Source organism: Rhodanobacter ginsenosidimutans (assembly GCF_042655685.1).
In the GTDB taxonomy this organism is placed as follows: domain Bacteria; phylum Pseudomonadota; class Gammaproteobacteria; order Xanthomonadales; family Rhodanobacteraceae; genus Rhodanobacter; species Rhodanobacter ginsenosidimutans.
Genome location: NZ_JBHSMM010000001.1, coordinates 1,299,106 through 1,320,320, shown reverse-complemented (window position 1 = coordinate 1,320,320; position 21,215 = coordinate 1,299,106). Strand labels below are relative to the sequence as shown.

Here is a 21,215-nt window from a genome sequence, read left to right as displayed (position 1 = left end):
TTGCGGGAAGCGGTGGCAATCGATTCAAACCAGGCTCGGATGGCGCAAACGGGGAGGTCCGGGGGTGTAATTCAAGAACAACCTTCGCTGGTCGCCAGTTTGCTCGACGCAGCGCGGCCGGAAGTGGCGATATTCAACTGGACGCCTGGCACCGCCGTCGTGTTGGTCCCGATACTGTCGTCGTCGCCCTGTTTGGCGCAGATGATGACGCTGACACTTTTGGGGACACCGCCGACAAGCAACTCGCCACGTGAATTGAATGTAAGCACGCCGCCACTGCTGGCACGTATGGAGGTGCCACCAGGGGCGGAAGCGGCGCGTTGAAGACTGCCGGTGACGCTGGCGTCGTAGGCGATGTTCGGCTTGGAGGCCGTATACACCAACCAGCCCTGATCGTAACTTTTACCGGCACTTGAGCAGGTGGTGGTCCCCGCGATAGCCAACGGACAGACTGACAGATAGCTGCGAGTGGCGGCCGCTTGACCACGTGCAAATTGCATATCGGAACGGATGCTGTTGGATTGGGCTACCGCACGGTTCCGCCGCATGAAGTCACGCATGCTCGGGTAGGCGATGGTGGAGAGTATGCCCAACACCCCCAATGTCACCATCAACTCCAACAGAGTAAAACCACGGGTTCTTGCGTGCGCCGCCCCATGCCTGCCGAGCCCGCGCCAATGGGAACCCCGCCCATACGCGGCAGCCATAGGTGGCGGTAGGGGTGAATTTGACGGAGTGCAGGTTGTCATCGTGATCATCCGCGATCGCAGTACTGGGTAATTTGATGCCGCGCCTCGACCGTGGCCGCGACCCGCTGTTCGGCCGAGAGCTTGGTCGCCGTGGTGACGCCATCAGGATGTTGCACGGTACCGGTATCGAGCACCATCGAAGACCCAGAGAGCAGTTGCAGGTTGTTGCGCGCGGCGGCACACGCCTGCTTCCGAAAGTCATCCGTGGCCGCCTTCAGATCGCCTGCCATGGTGGCGGGCGCGGCTGCGGTGGCAGGTGCGGCGGGCACCTGCCCCTGCGTGCCACGCACATGGACGGGCTTCGCCTTCGTCGTCGGTGGGCGTTGCTCGCTGTAGTGTGTGACGCCTTGGGCATCGATCCACTTGTAGTACGTCTGTGCCCATGCCGCACCTGTGCCCAGCATGGCCAACGCCACCAGCGCCAGTAAGCAGCGCATGCTCAATGCCCGCCCCAGCAGATTTCCGTCGCACCGCTACCGGACGATCCCTTCGCGCCGGAGCGATGCAGCGCGAACGCAGTGCAGGCGCCATCCTGCGTCTGCGTGCCACGCGCCGCGGCAGTGATTTCATAATCAGTGCTGCTGGCCGAGGCGATGGCGATGGTGTAATACGATCCGGCGATGCTTGACGTGGCGCCAAGATCTCCGAGGTTGTCGGCGTATTCGTTGTTGCTGAAGTAGTAATTCTCCTGGCGTGAGGCAATGTCCTGCAGCGCCCGCGTCGCCTCGGAGCGGTGTCCCTTGAGCATGTATTGTCGGTAGGACGGGATAGCAATGGCGGCCAGAATCGAGATGATGACCAGGACGATCATCAACTCGATCATGCTGAAACCGCGGGCTCGGTTCATGTCGGTTCTCATTGGTTGTCCATCGGTTCGCGCCACGAAATTTCTCCATTGCTGGCCGCGCCCAGCGCGCCGATCTCCTGCAGCTTGGTGCCGCCACTGATACCCAAGGCAGCCCTGACCTCTCCATTGCCAACATGCAATACCGGCGAGGAAGCCTTGCCGCTACCCAGGTTCACCTTGTTCGACACGTTGCCTCCACTGATGCCGAAGGAGCTCGCCAGAGAGGGATCGGCCGTGCCGGTCTGATAATTCATGCCATACAGGTTGCTGCTGCCCGGCACCGGCACCGGATTGCAAGCGCTCTGCTTCGCCGCCGTCTTCTGCGACAGGTTGGCGGGAATGTAGCTGGGCGTGAGCAGAATGCCGTTGTAGAGCACTTGGCTGCTGATGATACGTTCCGATGGCTGTTGCACCGAAACCCCGTTGTTGCCCGCCGCAAGCCGCAGTTTCCAGCCCGAATAGTTGTAGCACCCAGTTTCAGGATCGCGTGCGGTCAATTGCGCGGCCAGGATATCCAAGGTGGCTGTGTCCTTGAATTTGTCGTCATCCGGAAGGCCCGAAACTTTTCTCTCGCTGGTCACGAAAATATCCGAGGCGTCAAAGAGCGGCCCCGTGGCGGGCATCTCCTTGCAGACGTCGTCGAAACCCACCAGCAAGCTATTGTCCGATACCCCATAGATATATTGCTGCTGCACACCCTGTGCGGATGCCCCGCTGTCATCGTTGGTGGTGAACGACCGCCCTGTGCCGAAATACACCATGGCTCGATTGGTGGAATCCAGTGCCAATGTTGGCCGGATGGTTACTGGCTGTCCGGTATCGATCACCTGTTCGAGGGCCCACGTATTGGGATCACTGGTGTCGGTCACCGTAGCGGCGTTTCCGTCTGCATCCGCGGGAGCCGTATTCATGTCCAGCTTCCACAGACCGCCACCGAACATGCCGGTGGACTTGCTCAGGTCCAGATCGGCGGGGTTCGTGACCACACCGAAGTAGACACCCTCGGCGCTGTTGTTCAGGTCGAAGTCGGAAGCCACCATGTCACCAGCGAAGCTGTCTTCCGGTCCCGTGTCCAGGGCGGCTACCGGCGTGCTGCTTTGCGCCACGATGTCGGCGACGTCGTAGACCCATACCTTGAGGTTGCCGTCGGGCGCCGCTACGGGCTTGTCTTGCTCCCCGTTGGGACCGCCGTTGTCGATGGGACCCGAACCGATGGTGAGGTAGTAGTGCAGCGTGCCGTCTTTCTCCCGGTGCACCGAGAACGCGGGCGCAGACGTGGTGTACGTACCCGTGGTGATCTCGCCCAATACAGTGGGCGGCTGCTCGGGGTCAGTGATGTCGAGCAACACGTAGGCGGAAGCAGAGGACTGGAAGTGAGCCTTCCCCTCTTCCGTGTCGCCATCGCCCACGGTATCCACTTTGATCGGGCCGCCTCCCAGCCGGAACGGCACCACCATGACCGTGCCCCAACCGCATACATGACCCTTCGTGTCCTTGACTGTGGACGTCCCAGCCTTGCAAGCGGCGGTGGACGGGTCGCTCGCGGTGCTGACAAAGGCCTGGACATCGGAAACGACTGGCGAGCCATCAACATAGAAGACATGCGTGTAGTTCTTGTCCGCCAACCAGCGCAAATGAGGCAAAAGGTTGTTAGGCACATAGGCCCACACTTCCTGACCAAGCTGCCAGTTATTGCCTAGCGGCAAGCTGTCATTACCGCTGGTCATCTTGCTCGCGGTGGTCAACTGCCGGACGACCGTGGGGTTGGTGGCATTGTCGGGGTCGGGATCGGCGTGACCGGGCACATAGAAGCCGCCATTGAACGCATGGAGCATGCCGTCATTGGCCCCTACGTAAACCATCTGACGACGGTCACGGTAGTTGGCTCGGAACGAGGCGAAACTGTAATCGCTGTATAACAGGTCATAAGATTCCGCCGGAACGCCTACGACAGACGGCGACGAATCCACGATATCGCCCAGCCGATACGTGCGCGTACCTCCGGTGCCAGTACGGCTGCGATAGTCGTTGTACTCCACGCCTCGCACCCAATTAACCAGCTTCTTGGCCATCAACGGATCTTTCTCGTTGAGCAAACCATAGTTGCCGTAGCGTTCGCCGTCCTTCATACCGCCGCAGAAACCGGACGCCACCGCCAGTGTGTACGTGCCATCGGCATCGCACGCCGCATCATTCCATACGAACGCGGTCTGGGTGCCGTTCACCACCGTACCGCTGGCAGCGTCACCGTTGGGAGCCTGAGTCAGGTAAGTGAAGATGTAGCGCTGGCTCGCACCAGCGAGGTCGGTGGCGTTGCCATAAGTGCGTTGCTTGGCCAGGTTGGCGATCGCATTGGCGTCACTCGACCCGGTCGCCGCGGTGGGTTCGTAATAAGCGTTGAGCCATTTACCCACGTCCCACGCCGGATGTAGCGGATTGGTGGCCGTGACCATCGAACAGTTGCTGTTGTTCTTTGAGGGATCGAACGACGCATCCCCTTCTGCAGGTTCTGGTTTGACCGAGCAGCGATAACTGGCCATTGCGCCAGCTAACGCGCCCTCGGACGTATCCGGCCCGGTGGTTACATACATCGCGTCGGGCTCCAGCTCCTGCGCCCCGCTGTCCGTGCCTTCGCGCTGGTAGCCCTCACTGTCGGACCAGAATGCCTGCAGGCTGCCGGTCCACTTGACACCATCGCGCTGCTGGAAATATTGCACCTGGTAAGAAAGACCACTGCCCTGCACGTCGTTGCTGGACGACGGCGTGGTCGCGTTGCCGAAATTGTTGGCAGCGATCGAGGTTGTTCCACCAATGGCCTTGTCGAGCTTGTCTTTCAAAGCACCGGCGTTCCGGGCGAAGAAGTAGTTCAATGGATCTTTTGAATCCACTGGCAACGCGGGCGTTTCGCCTGTGAAACCGCTGTATTTTGCTGCGTACCAAAGCGGACTCTGCAAGGCCGTCACAGCGGAGCCCGTGCTCGTAAACCGCTTTACCTGAGGCGCTGAATTGCAGACGATATTCGCAAGCATGTTGCAACCGAAGGAAACGCCTGAATTGTTGATTTCAGCAACTGCAGTGGAGTTCGCGCCGCTCAATTGATAGCCGATATACATGCCCGAGGAGCTGTAGCCCAGCCATTGGTTGCGCACCAACACGTCTTTCGGACCCATCGTCTGGGCAAGCTTGCCATCGGAGGTGCATGCCCCGCCGATGGCAGCCGTGGATTTGGTTCCGTTAACGACGATGGGGTCGCAAATGGCCACGCCGGATGTTATTGAGGAAGGTTTGTTGCAGCTCGTTCCTACGCACCAGGAAATGACGTTCGTGGCGTCCTGGTCATGGTCGGATCCATATTGCGAGTCCTCCCACACGAAATAATAGCTTCCAACGGTTTCGTATCCCGGGGATGGCGCGAGCCCATAGGTCGTATTCCCGTTCTGGTTCTTTCGCGCACCAATGGCAACCGAACCGATATAGCAACTGGCATAAGTGCCTTTGTTGGCGGGGTCAGCGCGACACGTCGGCGAAAGCGAGATGGAATCGCTACCGACCGGTATCGAGAATGACGGCAGGTTTTCCGACAGGGATATTCCGTAGGTCTTTACCTTGAAATCGTCCTTGACCCTGTCGTCGGTCCGAATCGGATCGGCCCACGCCCGGTAACTCAATCCCGCGATGGTGTAGGAGCCTTCCTGGCCGGGAGTGCCCAGGCAGATGCCGGTAACATCGGACAGGCTGCCAATAGTTGTGGGCGAGCAGATAGCGATGTCGCTGAACTTGGTCCCACCCACGGTGAGATAGCCATTGTCTGGTGCGTCCGTCAACGCCTTGTCGTTGTAGTAGGTGGACAGCAAATAGCTGCCTGTAATCCCCTCCTTCGTTTGCAGGGCATCGGTATAGGTGTCCGCCTCCAACGTACTTGCATCAGGGACATTGGCGTCATCGAAGCTGTTGAGACCGCTGCTGATCACAATGATTGAGCAGCTGGCGCAAGGAAGGTTGCGCGGTTCTCCATCGGCGGAATCACCATAGGGATCCACCCAAGCCGGCGTCGGCAGCGCGCCACTATCGGCATAGGTTGGGCCGGACGCTCCCTGGATATAGCGCAGCGCTTCGGCATACATGCCCGCCAGCGGGTTGCCAAAATCCGGGCACATCGCCGGATGCTCCTGGATGTAATAACCACGACTGCCCCAAGCCGTCCCACCCGGCGCGTTACACCGCGCGTCACCGCTCGTGCCGTAGTCCGAGCCATTCCAACCAACGATCTGCAAACGGTCGAGCGTCTTGACGATGCCTTCGCCCGGTTGCGGGCTGGCCGTCTTGTAGCAAAAAGTTCCATCGAGGCTGTTGAACTCGTCGCCTTGGGCACAGCCCGTGCCCGGTTGGTTGGACGCCAGCTTCCCGATGTTCCTGCGCACTTGCCCGCCCTTGCGCGCGTTGACCCAGGAGCCCGTGACCAGGCCGAAACGCTTGACGTCGGCGCTCCCCTCCTTGCTGTATTTCTGCAGCAGGCCTTCCGGCTTCAGCGAGCTTCCGGTTGCCACGCAGAACGATTCGTTGGGCGCGGTGCCGTTGTTCTGGCAAACCGTGACACGCGCGGTGCGCTCGACGTTACCCGTCTTGGAGGGCCTGTTGCTGTCGCCTTCCGCATTGTCTCCCTTCCATTGGCATTGCAGCTTCGCCGTGGTGGCCCAGTCCGCCCAATCGCCACTGGCCACGCGGATCTGTGGCGTGGTGTCGATGCCGCTTTGGACATCGCTTACGGTGCCCCAGCCGCCAGTTTTGCCGCTGGAGACGTTACAAAAGGTGCGTGTGCCCGTATACGGCGTGTATTTGTTGATGTCGGCGCCCGAATAGACCTTCGCCCAAGCGTGCAGGTCATTGGGAATTTCGGCGCGCTCAAGGACGGTCTTTCCGGCTTGATCGGTGCTGCGCGTGCCGCCGTACAGAACCCAGCGGATGATATCCAGCCGGCTCATCGAGACCCAGTTGAGGAAGTTTCCGCTCCAGAGCGAGCCGTTGCACTGGTGATTGCTGGCGTTGGCCTTCGAATAAAAAGTGCCGGATCCGTAGTCGTAACAGATTGCCGGATCAAAATAACCGTTGTACTCAAACGTGTTCTGGTACGTCGTATCGATGACGCCATCGTTGTTCAGATCGGTGTAATCTGGATACGCCTTGTTGAACAACTGTTCGTCACGCGACATCACCAGCATGATCAGTGGCGGCGGGTTGCTGGCCGCCAATCCATTCACGCCCGATGGATAGGCCTCGAAAGAGGGCATGTCCTTGAGAGATATACGGCCAGGCTCGACGGTGGGCGTGACTGTTTGCGCTGAGACGGCCACGAGCGCCACGCCACTGATCAGCACCATGGGCAGACACAGCCAGAGGCCACGCAACAACGGTTTGAATCGGGTCATTACGACGCCCTCAATGATCGATATTCAACTTGTACTGCGCGATGGTGGCCGCTTGGCCATTGCCAGGCACCGTCGCCTGGCTACGTATCTGCAGGTACAGTGCGGAACCACCCCTCGCCGTGCCTACACCAATGCTGGCGTACCCTTGTGATTGCGCGGCCCCGGACCCCTTGTTGACCGTCACGCCGTCACGAATCATGGCCACGGTGGTCTTGATCTTTCGATTGGATTCGCACGTGGCGCCACCGTCGCTGCAGGTGGTCATGATGACGGAAGGATCCCAATCCGACGGCGAATAGCTGTAATTGTCGGCGTGTACACCGCAAGCCTGCGGCATGTAAAAGATCACCAACCCCACGCCTCCGCACTTTTGCAGGCCCTGGCCGCTCGTGGTGGCGGGATCGAGCAGTTCTATCCAGTCAGGACGATGTACAAAGGTGGCGTTCAGATCGAACGCGCTGTCTGGCACCGACCCGCCCCAGCTATTGGGCCAACCGCGGTTGAACACATGCGCAGCCAACACTGTCTCCGGGATCAGGCGGCCGGCCTCGGACGCCTCGAACGCCTGCTCGTGCCGCGCGGTTGCCGTGGTCATGCGCGTTTCAAGCAAGGTGTCCTTCATCACCACGATCGCCACCAGACTCAACATGACAAGAAACACCAGGCCCACGAACAGCGCAACGCCGCGCTGTCGCCGAAAACCGGGAGTTGCCGTGCGCATGTCCATACCGCCTTCTTGTCCGATTCGTTGCATCGACATCACCGTCATCCCCGTATCCGGTTGCGCAGTTGCACCACAAACTGCTGACTGGCGCGCACGAATTGCGATGCCTTGTCACCACCGAAGGGGGTGAAGTCCTCACAATCCGTGGTGGTCGGTGCGGCATCACGATTGATCGTGTACTTGCAGGCTTCAAGCGTGCCAAGCGTGTAGGTGCCGATATGCGGAACAGAGACGTCGCGTACCGCATTCACCGCTACCACCGAAACGCGTACCGATACGACATTTCCCCAGTTACTGTCGTTTGTCACTTTAGTCGCGCGGGCGTATTCCGGCACCATGTCGTTTGCCGAGGTAGCCACGCCGAACTCGAAATTCAATTGTTCGATGCCGTCCACCACCGGCTCGGAAATGAAGGTGCCGTCGCTCTGCAGATGCATGCGCATCAGGGTCGGTACCGGCATGCCACCATCGGCAGCGGCATTGCAGATCGAGCCCACCGGCACGTTGCAGGGACGCAGGTAATACATGTCGATCTGGTAGGGGTGCACATAGCGGCGCAGCGAATTGTTGCCGCCAGCCCCGGGCACGGTGCCGGCGAACAGCTGGGCAGTAGAGCCCGGTACGGAAAGCAGGAAAATCTGGTCGGGGTTGTCACTGATGGTGGCTGCTTCTGCCGGTGCGGCGCTGCTGGCAGCAGGCCCGGGCGACAATACGTCCGGCTCGGCATAACGCAACACCAGCACATCCGAGCCCTTGACGTAATTGTCTTCGCCACCGATGCAGGCGGCATCGAGCGGGAACGCATCCGCGCCGTCATAGCCAAACACCGCACCCGCACCGTTCGAGCCCGGTGCGACGGCAGTTGCCCACGCGCCGTCGCAATCCCCCTTTTTGGTGACGGTACTGCCAGCGGACACGACGACGGCCGACGACTTGTTGCCGCCCCAGAAATCCGCCATGCGCAAAGACCAGCCCACACGGTCCGATGCAATGCGCAGGTTCTCCTGCAGATAATTATTCCCGGACTGGATCTGGTACGCCTTGCGGTTGGCGACGAACAGGTTGATGAGGCCGGCGACCACCAGCAAGCCGAGAACCATCGAGACCATCAGTTCGATCAGCGAAAAACCACGCAGGCGCGCCGGACCCCGCCGGACACTTCGAGAGCGGACCACCTCAGGGGTGGTAGGTAAAATGGTACGAATCATTTTGTGCGACTCCGCTCGCGCTGGCGGACATGCCGTTCCAGCTGGACGTGATGATCAAGCTCCCCTTGTCACTATCGACCGCTACCCCCGCCAGGGCGCTGCTGTCCATGCTGCCATCGGCCTTGACCGGCGTGGGCGCAGCGGCTTTCAATTGCGTAATCCACTGCGCCAGGTCGCTATGCGCCTGCCTGCAGGCATCGTTGTCGCAACCGACGCTGGTGGGGACGGCTGGTCCACTGTGAAGGTAATAACTTTCGCTGAGGTCGCCGTTTTTTGACGGAATCAGATCTTTGCTCTTCACGCCGTAGACGCCCGCCGGATTGGCACGCATCGCATCGCTCAACGACCGTGCCTGCAATACGGCGACGGTACGTGCCCCGGCCTGCTTGGTGTATTGGGCACCCTTGATCTGCATGAGCGCGATGCCCAGCACGCCGATGCTGAAAATCAGCATGGCGACCAGCACCTCGATCAGCGAGACGCCTCGCTGACGCGACAAGACTTGCATGGAAAATTCTCCCTGATACCCCTTCGTGCAATGTAGCCACTCCGCAGCTCTCGGCCAGCCCTCTCCCGACAAGCGGTAGCAACGGCCCGATGAGCGGTGTCCGGGCAGCGTGAAAACGTGACCGTGGTCCGGTGCGCGATAGGTGCGGGCATGCCTGGTATCGAGGATGCGGCGGGGAAAAGGTTGCCGACCAGCGCTTGCGGCGCACGTCCTGCGGAATGCCGGCCCGCCACACAGCTTGCGCCAACCACCTCCCGCCCCGTAAAATTCGCGGCTCACTGCCGGAATAGCTCAGTTGGTAGAGCGGCGCATTCGTAATGCGTAGGTCGGAGGTTCGACTCCTCTTTCCGGCACCAGTTTCCTGCAAGACCCGAAGCCCCGGAAAGCGCGAGTTTTCCGGGGCTTTCTTGTGTCGGCGAAGCTCCCCGCTGAGGTGAAGCCACCCACGCCAGGCTTCGCGCTCAGGGGCTCTGCCTGATCTCCATCAGCACGACATCATTGGTTCGCATCGGAACGGGCACGCTTGCCTTTCCATCGGCGTCGACCGTCACCGCGAGAATCCCGGGTTGGTCGGTGGTGGCCGCCTGCAATTGCTGCAACTGGCCTGGCGTCAGTGACGCCGGGGAACCCATGCGCAGATAGGCGGTGTACGCGTCGTTGGCGTCGTAGCCCGTGCGGTAAACCGCGGCTTGGTAGGTGCCCGGCGGCAGATGCTTCAGGTCGAGCGTGACGGCGCCATCCTGCCGGGAGGGAAACACCTTCGTGTAGAACGGGCGGTTGCTCTTGTCCTGCGTTGGTTGCACGAAATCCCAGACCAGCACCTTGAGCACGCCGTCGTCCCACGTCACGTAACTCTGCGCGTCGGCGGTTTTCAGCTGGCTTGCGCCGAGCCGGTTCAGATACTTGTAGGCGAACCAGGCCGGCTTGCGGATACCCTGCGGATTCATCAGGCCGAAACCGCCCTGGAACGGCGCCGTGGGCGGGCCCGGCTCCTCGAACAGGTCGCTGAAGGTCCAGTAGCTCATGCCTTGCGCCAAACCTTCCGACGCCTTGAGCTTGCCGAGGATGTACGCGGCGCTGACGTACGAATCATGCACGGGATCGCGTGGCGTATAGCTGCTGCTCCACTCGGTGAAGTACAGCGGCAGGCCGGGCATGGAGGATTGCTCGATCTGCTGGCGCACGCGGCGCACGTCGCCGACGATCGCATCCGGTGATGGCGAGAGTTTGGTGTCGCTCTCGCCATGCTCATCGAGGAAGCCGCCATCAACGCCATAGGTATGCGTGGTGATGAAATCGATCGGTACGCCGACCTGCCTGGCGTGCGCGATCAACTCGGGCACCCAGGCCGCACCTGCCGTGGCCGGGCCGCCCACTTTCAATTGCGGATCGACCTGCTTGATGTGGCGCACAGTGGCATCGAAAAGGTCGAAGTAGGCCTTTTGATCGGCGCCCTCCCAGAAGCCGGCCAGGTTCGGCTCGTTCCAGACCTCGAAATACCAGCGCCGGATCTCCTGCTGGCCATAGCGCTGCTCCAGGTGACGCACGAACGCGGTCACCAGCGCGCTCCACTTCGAAAGCACCGGATGGGAGGTGTTGCCCTTCCAGTAGAAGAGGTGCTGATCCGAGGTCCGCATCGCCTCCGGCGTGAAGCCCAGCTCCACGAACGGACGGATGCCCATCGCGAGCAAGCGATCGTAAAGCGCATCGATGCCGGTCCAGTCGTAAACCGGTTTGCCGTCGACCTCGCGATAGGTGCCGAGCACGTCGTGGAAGATGGCGTGGAAACGGATGTAGCGAAAGCCCAGTTCCTTCCTTGCGGTCTGCAGCTGCGCGAGGCTGTCGTCGCGCATCAGCGTGCCGGGGTAATCGGAGCCGATGGAGAAATTGAAGAAACGATCCAGCGGCGACGTCTTCCCCTGCACATCGATGTCGATATGTCGTACCCCCTGCGCGGCGTAGACGACGGGCACCAGGCAGACCAGGAGCATGACCAAGCTGCAGGCGGTAAGGGAACGGCGGAAAGTGGGCATGTTCATGGCGCCAGTAAAGCAAACCCGGGCCAGCGATTTCCGGCAGCGGCCTTTACGATTTTCACCAGTTGCCGCAAGCAGGGCACCAAGGGCTTTCACCGCGGAACAAACCGTGGGTACCGCCCACGCAAAAGGGCCACGATCACTCGCGGCCCTTTGCTTGAATTTTGGCGCCCGAAGTTGGACTCGAACCAACGACCCCCTGATTAACAGTCAAGTGCTCTAACCAGCTGAGCTATTCGGGCGGGAGCTGCGTAGTTTGTAGTTCGTGCGCTCAGCTGTCAACCCATCGGGAGCAAATTTCGCGCCCTTTTCAAGGCGTACGCACGCGGTAGCAAGGCACGTACGCCGCGCCGCCGGGCAGCTTCATGCGTTGCTGCTCCACGAAGGCCTGCAGCAGCTTGTCCAGGGCCTGCATGATGTCGCTGTCGCCGTCGATGTCGAACGGCCCGTGCTGCTCGATGGCGCGCACACCCTCCTCCTTCACGTTGCCGGCGACGATGCCGGAAAACGCGCGGCGCAGGTCGGCGGCCAGTTCGTGGCGGGGCCGATCATGCCGGATCTGCAACGCCCGCATCGCGGCGTGGTCCGGCTGGAACGGCAGCTGGAACGCATACGGCACCTGCAGTGCCCAGTTGAAGAAGAAGGCGTCCTTGGTATCCAGCCGGTGGTGGCGAACCTTTTCCACGCCCTTGACCATGGCCCGTGCCACCGTCGCCGGGTCGTCGACGATGATCTGGTAACGCTCGGCCACTTCATCGCCCAGGGTCAGGCGCAGGAATTGATCGATCTGCTCGAAGTACGCCGCCGATTGTTTCGGCCCGGTAAAGATCAGCGGGAACGGCGTATCGGCGTTGTCCGGATGCAGCAGGATGCCGAGCAGGTAGAGGATCTCCTCGGCGGTGCCGACGCCGCCGGGAAACACGATGATGCCGTGGCCGATGCGCACGAAGGCTTCGAGGCGTTTCTCGATGTCCGGCATGATCACCAGGTGGTTGACGATCGGGTTGGGCGATTCGGCGGCGATGATGCCCGGCTCGGTCAGCCCGATATAGCGGTTGTGCCGGTGACGCTGCTTGGCGTGCGCAATGGTCGCGCCCTTCATCGGCCCCTTCATGGCGCCGGGGCCGCAACCCGTGCAGATGTCCATGCCGCGCAGACCGAGCTGGTAACCGACCAGCTTGGTGTAGTCGTACTCCTCGCGCGAGATCGAATGCCCGCCCCAGCACACCACCAGGTTGGGGTCGGCATGCGGCTTGAGGATGCGCGCATTGCGCAGGATCTCGAACACGTCCTCGGTGAGCCGGTCGGATTCATCGAGATCGTCGCCGGTGTGCTCCAGCTGGGTCGCCACGTAGACGATGTCGCGTACCACCGCCACCAGCAATTCGTTGATGCCGCGGATGATCTGGCCATCCACGAACGCCTGCGCCGGCGCGTGCGAAAGCTCGATCTTGATGCCGCGATCCTGCTGCAGCACCTGGATGTCGAAATCCGGATATCGCTCCAGGATGGCGCGCGGATCGTCGCTGATGCTGCCCGAGGTGAGCACGGCCAGCGCGCAACGGCGCAGCAGTGCATGCAGCCCGGACCCGCTGGCGCCACGCAGGCGCACCACCTCGTTGCGGGACAGGATATCCAGGCCACCCGCGGGCGAAATGCGCGCGCTGACGGTGGCGACTTTGCCGGAACCGGTGTTTACAACATTCATGCACTACATCTCCATGCCGTCTCGATACGGCGAGCTCGTTAGCTTCACGCGCGGGCGTCGACAGGGTCAAGCCAAAAAAAACCGGCGCCCTCGCGGACGCCGGTCTGTTCGATCAATCCACAGGTTCGCTTAGAACGTGTAGCGAAGGGTCAGCATGGCCGACCAGCGCGAAACCACGCGGGTCGGGTTCTGGCCCGATTCGTACACGCCAATCGGCGTTGCCTGGTAGTTGCCATTCTTGTCGGTCGGCAGCTTGTAGACGTACTTGCCGTCCACCACGCCGTTGTAACCGGCGAGGTTGCGCGTCTGGTACTGAATGTAGGGCACGCTGCCCCAGTCCTTGTTGACCAGGTTCAGGAAGTTGTAGACATCCAGTCGCAACTCACCCTTGTGACCCTTGAAGAAGCCCGGAAGCTCCTGCACGAAGCTCATGTCCAGCTCGTTCGACCAGGGCAGATGGCTGGCATTGCGGCCGGCGATGTCGCCGCGGTGGGCATTGAGGTACTCGTTGTTCGTGATGTAGTCCTGGAACTGCTGCACGAGCTGGGCACTGGCGGGCTTGCCCTTGCTGTCCACATAGGCACCCACAAGCGCGTCGTTGACCTGCGGGATGTAGGCCAGGTCGTAATAGCTGATGCCGTCGCCATTCGCGTCGCCGCTGTAGACCCAGCTGTACGGCAGGCCGTCGTGGCCCAGGTACAACGCCGAGATCTGCGTGTTGTAGTCGCCGAAGAACTTGTGCTGCCAGGTCAGCGACAGCTTGAGGCTGCGCGGAATGTTGTAGGCGGAAATTTCGTTCTCGTTGCCGTTCGGATTGATGCGCGGCATGTACTGGTAGCTGGAGAACGCCTGCGAGCTGCCGCCCGAATTGACCTCGGTCGAATGGCTGAGGGTGAAGCTGGCGTTGCCGAAGAAGTTCTCCGAGAACGGCTTGCGCAGCGACAGGGTGAAGCTGTCGGCCTTGCCCTTGTGGGTGTTGGTCAGCTGCGTGGAAGCGGTGGAGAACGCCGGGTTGGCACCGTTGTTCGGGCCCTTGGTCGCGCCAGGCGTGACCCAGTATTGCTCGCGGCCGTCAGGCAGGTAGCCCGAGGGCGTGCCCAGGTTGATCGCCTTGTACAGGATCGCATTGCGCACCTGGATGTGCTGGTACTCGGCCGAAGCGATCATGCCCCACCACGGCAATTCGCGATCCAGCGCCAGCGCGGCCTTCCACACGGAGGGCAAGCGGAAGTCCTTGGAGATCGTATCCACCGGGCCGGCCACCGCGCAGCCGGGCGAGTCGTCGATGATCTGGTTGTGCGCGTCCGGGCTGAAATCCGGCTTGGCGTCGCAATGCGAGCCGTAGCCGTACTTGTAGTCAACGAGGGTAAGGCCGTTGTTCTGGTACGGGTTGGTCATCCATACCGTGGGCGGTGTGGTCTGGAACAGGCCCACGCCACCGCGCAACTGCATCATGCGGTCGCCTTCGAAGTTGTAGTTGAACGACAGACGCGGTTCGACCACGCGATTGCTGGAACCGACCGCGTAGTTGTTCGGATAGCCGAACGCGGCAGCGGCATCGGCGTTGTACGGCGGCTTGTGGTCGGAGTACGGGATGTCGACGCGGACGCCGTACATCACCGACAGGTTGTCGGTGACCTGCCAGGTGTCCTGCAGGAACGGGGTGTACTGGCGGTAGGTCCACTTGGCGGCGATGTCGCCGATGCCGCGGTCGCCGGCGGGCTGGTACAGCTCATAGCTGTCGTAGTTGCCCGCACCGGCGGCGAAATCGTCGATGCTGTTGAACGTGTACGAACCGAACTCCGTGCGGCCGAACAGGTTGTAGATCTGGTCCTGCTCGAAGGCCAGGCCACCCTTGATGGTGTGGTCGCCGGCGTAATAGGTGCCCGCGACAAACGCCGTCCAGCGCTTGGTGTTGATTTCGTTGTAATGGCGGAACTGGTCTTCGCCCAGGTTCACCGACGGGCTGTTGAACGAATCGGTGTGCACCTGGATGGCCGGCTGGTCCTTGGCGCCACCCGCCAGCTGCGAGAACTGCTGGAAGCCGATCTTCACCTCGGTGGAGAAATTGTCGGACCAGTCGTCGAACAGGTGGATCACCGAGTTCTCGGTGAGGCTGTTGGTGGTGTACCAGTAGCTGCTCAGGCCGACCGACGAATTGCCGTTGCCGTTGACCTTCGGATACGACTCTTTCGTGCGCTGGTAGGTGAAGCTGGCGCGGTGGTTGTTGCTGATGTTCCAGTCCAGCTTGACCAGGTAGCGGTCATCCGTCAGGTCGGTCGTGCCGCCGGCAACGTCGCCCGGATCCAGGCCGTAACCGATGGCGATGTTGCGGATGCGCTCGATGTCGCCGGGAGAAACCGCATTGCCGGTGGACGGGCCATCACCGAGGCTCGGGTCATACGCCACATTGGACGAGGAGCCCACGCCGGTGGTCTTCTGCTTCTCGGCGGACACGAAGAAGAACAGCTTGTCCTTGACGATCGGGCCGCCCAGGGTCACGCCCTTGGTGGCGTCGATGCCGTAGCCCTTGTAGTGGTAGTTCGGGTCGTCGCGGTCCAGATAGCCGGCGTCGCCTACCAGGTGGCTGGCGTTGCGATAGGCGTAGTAGACCGAGCCGTGGAAATCGTTGGTACCCGACTTGGTCACCGCGTTGATGCTGGCGCCCACGCTGTTGGAGGTGGTGTCGAAATTCGCGGTGGAGATGTTGTATTCGGCGATGGTGTCGGGCGAGATCGGCGAGCCCTGGTACGGCAGGCCGTTGGCGTTGAGGCCAAACGGGTCGCCCTGCGATACGCCGTCCACGCTGATGTTGTTGTAGCGGGTGTTCTGGCCGTTGGCGGAGATGGCGCCGGAGCCCTGGTCGGTCACCGTGATGCGCGGATCAAGACGCGCGATGTCCGAGATCGAGCGGTCGGCCTGCGGCGTCGCCTGCAATTGCTTCTCGGAAAGATTGGTCGACAGGCCCTTGTTGTCCGGCGTGAAGGTCTGCATCAACGCGCTGGCGGACACTGTCACACCGGAAAGGTCCTGAACATTCTTGGCCTGCTCGGCACTCATGGTCAGGTTGACCGTGCTTTCCTGGCCCAGCTGCAGGTACACCTGATCCTGCTCGCCCTGGGTCAGGCCGGCCTTGGATGCGGTCACGTCGAACGGGCCGCCCACGCGCATGCCCTGGGCCGAATAGCGTCCATCGGCGTCGGTGGTGGTGATCTTCGTGGTGCCGGAAGGCTCATGCACGATCTGCACAGTGGCGCCCGCCACCGGCTGGCCGGCGTTGTCGAGCACGCGTCCACTGATGGCGGACGAGGTGACCTGCGCCATGGCGGGCGCACTCGCCACCAGCAGGGAGGCGATGGCGAGGGGCAGGATCTTGGTGCGTATCGGGTTATTCATTCTTGATCGACCTTGGGCTCACAACGGATTCGTGGGCGTTGCCGGTGACTGCGGGACGGCACGGGCAACGCCGCTGGACAGGTTTCGGACCATCATCGAAGCCGACCGACGGCCTCGATTGTTAAAAAATATTAACGATAGTGTATGACACTTTTATAACGTTTGCAGGTGCCTCGATGCGTGTAGCCACCCCAAAACTCAACGTTTAATGCATGAATATCAGTCACTTATAAAATTTCACCGATTCAGCCGCTGCCGCCCCCAGGTAGCGCGTCCGCTTGGACGCCTTCAGATTCGCCAGATCCAGCATCACCAGGCCGTCGACACAGCCGGAGAAATCCGGGTCCTCGCCAAAGTCCAGAAACTGCACACCCGCCGGCTCCATCAAGTCGACGTACTGGCGATACAGCACCGGCAGGCTGACGCCCAGGGCATCGAGCTGATGCTTGAGCTGACCCAGGCCCGCCTGCGGGTCCAGGCCGGCCAGCGCCTGATGCACGCGCTCGGCCACCTGGGGTGACACCACGAACGGCTGGCGCGCCGCGGCCAGGCCCGGCGCGCCGAAATAATGCTGGTGCGCCACGGCGATCCACTCGCGCGCCTCGCGCGGCAGCTTCACCGACATGCTGACCGGGCCGAACAGGTAGCGGATCTCGCGGTGGCGCTGCAGATACAGGCCGATGCCCTGCCACAGCTGATCGAGTGCCCGCGACCGCCAATACGCCGGCGCGATGAAACTGCGCCCCAATTCCAGTCCCTGGCTCAGGCGGCTCTCGAGCGCGGGCGAATAATGGAACAGGCTGGCGGTGTACAAACCGGCCATGCCGCGCTCGGACAGCACCCGGGCGCCATGACCAAAACGGTAGGCACCCACGATGCGTTGCGCCGCCGGGTCCCACAGCAGCAGGTGCTCGTAATGGGCGTCGTACGCATCCAGGTCGCAGCGCTGGCCGGTGCCCTCACCCACCTTGCGAAAGGTCAGCTCGCGCAAGCGGCCGATCTCGCGCAGCACCGCGCTGTCGCACGAACCGGTGAATAGCAACACCTGTTTGCCATCCGACAGATCGCCCAGTTTTTCGGCGCCGGCCAGTTCGTCGACCAGCTGCTGCACGGGCTCCGGATGCGCCAGCGCCACCTGCCCGCCGAAGATCAGCCCGCGACCACGCGCTACCCGATAGACGTGCCGCCGCATCAGCACCGTCGCGCGTGCCGGCGAATTCCCGCTGCGCAAGGCCAACTCATCGGGATCGATCAGGGCGCCGATCTGGAAGCCGATACGCCGCTGTCCCGCGGCCACCGCCTCGCGCGGCAGCATCGCCGTGCTCAACGGCTTGGCCAGCATCGACAGCCCGTAGAAAGCGGCGGAATTGCGCGCCGTCACGTGGATCGGCAGCACCGGCACCTTTCGCCGCAACGACAACCGGGCGAAACCATCCGACCAGCGCCCGTCACGCACGCCCGTGGCGCGCATGCGCGACACTTCGCCGGCAGGAAACACGATCAAGGCCTCGCCGTTGTCCAGCGCGCGATAGATGCCACGCAGGCGCGAAGCGGCGCCGTTGCCGAATACATCCACCGGCAACAGCAGATCCCCCAGTTGCGGCACCACGGCCAGCCAGTCGTTGCCCAGCACCCGCACGTCACGACGCACGGAGCCGATCAACTGCAACAGCGCCAGCGCATCCTGCATGCCCAGCGGATGGTTGGCGACCACCAGCAGCGGGCCGTCCACCGGAATGTTCTCGCGCTGCTGCGGGTGGACGTGGCTGCGCGTTCCCAGCAACGCCAGCGTGCGGTCGACAAAGTCGAAACCGCGCGCGGCGCCGGCCTGGTCAAGCACGCGGTTGAAGGTGGATTCGTCGGCCAGGCGTCCGAAAAGCCCGGCCATGGGGCGGCGGATCCTGGGGTGCTGCGCCAGCCAGGGCATCCGCTCGACCAGCGCCTGTTCAATGCTCAGCATGTCGCGCCCTCGAGAGTTTTCCCCAATCTGTCAGACGATTGTGACAACAGGTCGAGTATGTGCGGCGTCAATGCCGCTTCAGCCGGGGCGCCGAGGGAAAGCGCCTCGCGCTCAGATCGCCAGATGCAGGAACGAGGCGACGCCGCCCAGGAACATCTGCACGGACAAGGCGATCAGCAACATGCCCATGACCCGCTCCAGCGCGGTCAGCACGCTCTCGCCCAGCCAGCGGAACAGGTAGGTGGCACTGAGCAGGATCACCGACGTGGCCAGCCACGCCAGCAACAAGGCGATCACCCAGTCGGCGGTGCGACCGGGCTGGGTGTTGGTCAGCAGCAGCAGCGCGGCCATGGCCGACGGGCCGGCCACGCCGGGGATCGCCATCGGCACGATGAACGGTTCACCCTCGCCCGCCTTGCCGAAGATGCCGCCGCCGTCGGCCGGCGGAAACACCATGCGGATGCCGATCAGGAACAGCACGATGCCGCCGGCGATGCTGATCGAATCGGACTTCAGCTGCAGCAGCTTCAGCATGAACTGGCCGCCGAACAGGAACACCAGCAGCACGCCTAGCGCAATCAGCAGCTCGCGCACCATCACCAGGCGACGCCGGCGCGGCGGCACGTCCTTGAGCAGGCTGAGGAAGAACGGGATGTTGCCCAGCGGGTCCATGATCAGAAACAACATGATTCCCGCCGACAACGTGGTCATCTGCGTTTCCATCGAACCGGAGGCTCCTTGGGTGGCGGGTCGGCCGACCCGTGCAGGGGTTGCGTACAGACTGCGGTTCTACACCGAAACCAGCGGCCGCATGCGAAGGCGGTGTACCGCTCGGAATCAGGCGCCGTCGCGCAGGTCCAGCACCGCGCCACGCGCCGGTGCCGCATCGGGGCCAAGCAGGTAAACCGCCGCTTCCGCCGTCGCATCAGGCAGCGGCAGTTGCATGGAGTCTTCGCCGAAATAGGCCATGCGCCGCAACGTGGTGCGCATGGGCGCGGGAAGCAGCGCATGCGTGCGCATCGCGCCGTCGTCGGTTTCCTGATGCAGGATCGCCACCAACCGCTCCAGCGCCGCCTTCGATGCGCCATAGGCGCCCCAGTGCGCCCGCTGCAACAAGTCCGGGTTGTCCAGCACGAACACCACGGCGCTGTCCGGCGCGCCAAGCAGCAGTGGCATGCAGGCCTGGGTCAGCGCGAAGGGCGCCGACACATTCACGTGCATCGTGCGCAGCCAGGCATCGGGCTTGTGCATGACGATGGGCGTGAGTCCGGCAAAACTCGCCGCCGCATGCACGATGCCGTCCAGACGGCCAAAGTCGCGCTCCAGCCCTTCGGCCAGCGCGGCGTAATCGGTGGGCGTGGCCGCCTCCATGTCCAGCGGATGGATCACCGGCTCGGGCAAGCCCTCGGACATCATGGCGTCGTAAAGCTGCTCCAGCTGGCGCTTGCGCTTGCCGGTGATGACGACCGTGGCACCGGCGCGCGCAGCTGCGCGCGACACCGCGCCACCCAACCCGCCATAGGCACCGGTGACGAGAACAACGCGTCCGGCCAGCGTATCGGCCGCAGGTTTCCAGCCCTCGGGCAAGCGGGCTACAGGCAGCGCGGTCAATGCGTCGTTTCCGCGACGTCGCTGGCCATGCGTGCCAGTTCACCGGCCACCTGCAAATCCTCGATGACGTCGCAGCCGCCGATCAACTCGCCCTGGATGAACATCTGCGGGAACGTGGGCAGGTTGGCGAAATGCGGCAACGCTGCGCGCACCTGGGGATCGGCCAGCACATTCACGGCGTGGAATGGCGCACCGGCATCGCTCAACGCACGCGCCGCGCGGCTGGAAAAACCACACATGGGAAATTCCGGCGTACCCTTCATGAAGAGCACGATGGGATGCTCGGCAAGCATCGCCTTGATTCGTTCGTTAATATCCATGGTTCGAATGTTTCATCTTTACAATGCGTGCAGGCCGGCATTGTATCAGCCCCCCAGCGACCGGCCGTTGCGACCGGTCGCGCTTTCTCCGCCATCGCCAAGGAGCCAATCATGGCAATTGAACTTCCTCCCCTTCCGTACGAAAAAAGCGCCCTCGAGCCCCATATCTCGGCCGAAACGCTGGAGTTTCATTACGGCAAGCATCATCAGGCCTATGTCACCAACCTGAACAAGCAGATCGAAGGCACCGAGTTTGCCAACGCCTCGCTCGAGGACATCATCAAGAAGTCGTCCGGCGGCGTGTTCAACAACGCGGCGCAAACCTGGAACCACACGTTCTACTGGAACTCGATGAAACCCAACGGCGGCGGCGAGCCGACCGGCAAGCTGGCCGACGCGATCAACAAGGCGTTCGGCTCGGTCGAGAAATTCAAGGAGGAGTTCACCAAGTCCGCCGCCGGCAACTTCGGCTCGGGCTGGACCTGGCTGGTGCAGCGCCAGGATGGCTCGCTGGGCATCGTCAACACGTCCAACGCCGCCACCCCGATCACCGGCACCGACAAGCCGCTGTTCACCGCCGACGTGTGGGAGCACGCGTACTACATCGACTACCGCAACGCCCGCCCGAAGTATCTGGAAGCGTTCTGGAATCTCGTGAACTGGGATTTCGCGGCGAAGAACCTGGCCTGATTTTTCCTGTCAGCGCCACCAAAAAAACGGAG

Annotated in this window: 15 protein-coding genes and 2 tRNA genes; 2 read left to right on the top strand and 15 right to left on the bottom strand. The window is 62.2% G+C overall.

Features of this window, described 5'->3' with window-relative positions; all coding sequences use genetic code 11:
- Window positions 1-71 precede the first annotated feature (71 nt).
- Genes ACFPK0_RS05700 through pilV form a run of 7 tightly spaced genes read right to left on the bottom strand, consistent with a single transcriptional unit; the run spans window position 72 to window position 9,462 of the window.
- Entirely contained in the window at window positions 72-707 is a 636-nt protein-coding gene (locus tag ACFPK0_RS05700; RefSeq protein WP_377340275.1) for a GspH/FimT family pseudopilin, read from the bottom strand.
- A 47-nt stretch (window positions 708-754) separates the two neighbouring features.
- Complete coding sequence (locus ACFPK0_RS05695; protein WP_377340273.1) at window positions 755-1,186, bottom strand: DUF4124 domain-containing protein; 432 nt, start codon at window positions 1,184-1,186, stop codon at window positions 755-757.
- Between the two features lie 2 nt (window positions 1,187-1,188).
- Entirely contained in the window at window positions 1,189-1,596 is a 408-nt protein-coding gene (locus ACFPK0_RS05690; RefSeq protein ID WP_377338985.1) for a type IV pilin protein, read from the bottom strand.
- A gap of 8 nt (window positions 1,597-1,604) precedes the next feature.
- Window positions 1,605-7,022 (bottom strand): pilus assembly protein, encoded by a 5,418-nt coding sequence (locus tag ACFPK0_RS05685; RefSeq protein WP_377338983.1) that lies wholly within the window; start codon window positions 7,020-7,022, stop codon window positions 1,605-1,607.
- A 10-nt stretch (window positions 7,023-7,032) separates the two neighbouring features.
- The gene (locus ACFPK0_RS05680) at window positions 7,033-7,791 is read right to left on the bottom strand and encodes a pilus assembly PilX family protein (protein ID WP_377338981.1); all 759 of its coding nucleotides are present in this window, start codon (window positions 7,789-7,791) and stop codon (window positions 7,033-7,035) included.
- Window positions 7,788-8,954 carry a PilW family protein gene (locus ACFPK0_RS05675; protein WP_377338979.1) on the bottom strand — a complete coding sequence of 389 codons (1,167 nt, stop codon included), beginning with the start codon at window positions 8,952-8,954 and terminating at the stop codon, window positions 7,788-7,790. The genes ACFPK0_RS05680 and ACFPK0_RS05675 overlap by 4 nt, the downstream gene beginning before the upstream one ends.
- Window positions 8,923-9,462, bottom strand: a complete 540-nt coding sequence (gene pilV / locus ACFPK0_RS05670; RefSeq protein ID WP_377338977.1) for a type IV pilus modification protein PilV — start codon at window positions 9,460-9,462, stop codon at window positions 8,923-8,925. The genes ACFPK0_RS05675 and pilV overlap by 32 nt, the downstream gene beginning before the upstream one ends.
- Before the next feature lie 280 nt (window positions 9,463-9,742).
- Between pilV and ACFPK0_RS05665 the strand changes: the two genes are divergently transcribed.
- Window positions 9,743-9,818 (top strand) — tRNA-Thr (locus tag ACFPK0_RS05665).
- Window positions 9,819-9,923: 105 nt separating this feature from the next.
- On the opposite strand, the gene ACFPK0_RS05660 is transcribed toward ACFPK0_RS05665, so the two are convergent.
- From ACFPK0_RS05660 to grxD, 8 genes are all read right to left on the bottom strand, one after another.
- Complete coding sequence (locus ACFPK0_RS05660; RefSeq protein ID WP_377338975.1) at window positions 9,924-11,453, bottom strand: GH39 family glycosyl hydrolase; 1,530 nt, start codon at window positions 11,451-11,453, stop codon at window positions 9,924-9,926.
- 210 nt (window positions 11,454-11,663) lie between these two features.
- A tRNA-Asn gene (locus ACFPK0_RS05655) sits at window positions 11,664-11,740 on the bottom strand.
- A gap of 68 nt (window positions 11,741-11,808) precedes the next feature.
- Window positions 11,809-13,206 (bottom strand): nucleotide 5'-monophosphate nucleosidase PpnN, encoded by a 1,398-nt coding sequence (gene ppnN / locus ACFPK0_RS05650; RefSeq protein WP_056080551.1) that lies wholly within the window; start codon window positions 13,204-13,206, stop codon window positions 11,809-11,811.
- Window positions 13,207-13,335: 129 nt separating this feature from the next.
- On the bottom strand, window positions 13,336-16,602 hold the full coding sequence (locus ACFPK0_RS05645) for a TonB-dependent receptor (RefSeq protein ID WP_377338973.1): 3,267 nt from the start codon (window positions 16,600-16,602) through the stop codon (window positions 13,336-13,338).
- Window positions 16,603-16,825: 223 nt separating this feature from the next.
- On the bottom strand, window positions 16,826-18,562 hold the full coding sequence (olsF, locus tag ACFPK0_RS05640; protein ID WP_377338971.1) for a bifunctional ornithine lipid synthase OlsF: 1,737 nt from the start codon (window positions 18,560-18,562) through the stop codon (window positions 16,826-16,828).
- A gap of 111 nt (window positions 18,563-18,673) precedes the next feature.
- Window positions 18,674-19,273, bottom strand: coding sequence for a YhgN family NAAT transporter (locus ACFPK0_RS05635; RefSeq protein WP_056081082.1), 600 nt, complete (start codon window positions 19,271-19,273; stop codon window positions 18,674-18,676).
- 126 nt (window positions 19,274-19,399) lie between these two features.
- Complete coding sequence (locus ACFPK0_RS05630; RefSeq protein WP_056080560.1) at window positions 19,400-20,173, bottom strand: SDR family NAD(P)-dependent oxidoreductase; 774 nt, start codon at window positions 20,171-20,173, stop codon at window positions 19,400-19,402.
- Window positions 20,170-20,493, bottom strand: a complete 324-nt coding sequence (gene grxD, locus ACFPK0_RS05625) for a Grx4 family monothiol glutaredoxin (RefSeq protein WP_040671014.1) — start codon at window positions 20,491-20,493, stop codon at window positions 20,170-20,172. The genes ACFPK0_RS05630 and grxD overlap by 4 nt, the downstream gene beginning before the upstream one ends.
- A 111-nt stretch (window positions 20,494-20,604) precedes the next feature.
- On the opposite strand from grxD, the gene ACFPK0_RS05620 reads away from it, so the two are divergent.
- Complete coding sequence (locus ACFPK0_RS05620; protein ID WP_056080564.1) at window positions 20,605-21,183, top strand: superoxide dismutase; 579 nt, start codon at window positions 20,605-20,607, stop codon at window positions 21,181-21,183.
- The last annotated feature ends 32 nt before the right edge of the window (window positions 21,184-21,215 follow it).